General features: G+C 63.1%; 1 protein-coding gene. It reads left to right on the top strand.

Features of this window, described 5'->3' with window-relative positions; all coding sequences use genetic code 11:
• Window positions 1-59 precede the first annotated feature (59 nt).
• On the top strand, window positions 60-1,151 hold the full coding sequence (locus tag K7W41_RS23295) for a transposase (RefSeq protein WP_224612928.1): 1,092 nt from the start codon (window positions 60-62) through the stop codon (window positions 1,149-1,151).
• Window positions 1,152-1,153: the final 2 nt, after the last annotated feature.

Below are 1,153 nucleotides of genomic sequence, written 5' to 3'. Positions count from 1 at the left end.
CTCAGATCTTGCACCTGAATAGGTAGTCAAAACGCGCTCCCAGACGAGAGAACGAGGGTGTGAACGACCTCAGACTCTCCGGGAAGCGCGCTCGTATTCTGGCAGATCACCTGCTCTCCGTCCCCCGCACGATCTACCAGCGGCGCAGCCTTGAGGCTGCGCTCGGCATGTTCCTCGATCTGGGGCGGAAAACGGCGCTTCACCGTGCCTCTACGGTCAGCGCGAGTGCCCTCAGTCGTTTCCTGAACGTGTACACCTGGGACACGCGTGCCTGCTGGGACAGTCTTCAGCACACGCAATGGGAGTCGCTTCTGCTGGCCGCGCGCCGCAAGCGGCGCCCGCGACTTCACCTGTGCGTTGACCTCACCAGCATCCCCAAGACCGGCCAGCAGCTCCCCGCTGTTCGCGTGTATAACGGCGTCCACGGCATTCACCTCGTGGTCCTGTACGCCGTCTACGGCGCACTCAAATTCCCAGTCGGGTATCGCGTCTACCGGGGTCGGGGCACCCCGACCCCGGTCCGGCTCGCCCTGGATCTCCTCGCCACCGTTCCATCGCCGATCCGGCGGCGATTCGACGTGTGCGTGCTGGCTGACAGCGGGTTCGAGTCCGCGAAGTTCCTGCAGGGTGTGCGGGATGAGGGATTCGCGTTTGTCGTGGGTGTTCGGTCGAATCGGCGCACCGATCACCCAGGTCGAGTGACCGTGAGTGACTGCGAGCACGGCAGCTGGCTGTCCCTCCACAACTGGCCGTGGGAGGTCGTGACGTTGGCCCGATGTGACCGGGGCAACCGGACCTTCTTCTCGGTGTCGTCGGAACTCCTCTCTGGCGACGGTGTCGCCAGAGAGGGAAAACGTCGGTGGGCGATCGAATCCTTCTTCAAGGAGTCCAAGCATCAGCTCGGGTTGAATCAGTTCGCGCTCCATACCGTCCAGGGGCTGGATCGCTGGGTGTTCCTGGTGTGTGCGGCGTTCACGCTGACCATGCTGTGCGCCGGAGGAGGAAAAACGCTGGAAGAGGACGCGAGGCTGGCGGCGCAGATCGCACTGCCTGCACTGGTCATTGTGCGGCTGATGATTGAGGTGCAGCGCCACGAGGAATTCCTGCGCCAGCACGGCTATTCAGTCCACCTATCCAGGTGCAAGATCTGAGT

Source organism: Deinococcus multiflagellatus, assembly GCF_020166415.1.
Classification (GTDB): domain Bacteria; phylum Deinococcota; class Deinococci; order Deinococcales; family Deinococcaceae; genus Deinococcus; species Deinococcus multiflagellatus.
This window is presented reverse-complemented; position numbering and strand designations above follow the sequence as displayed.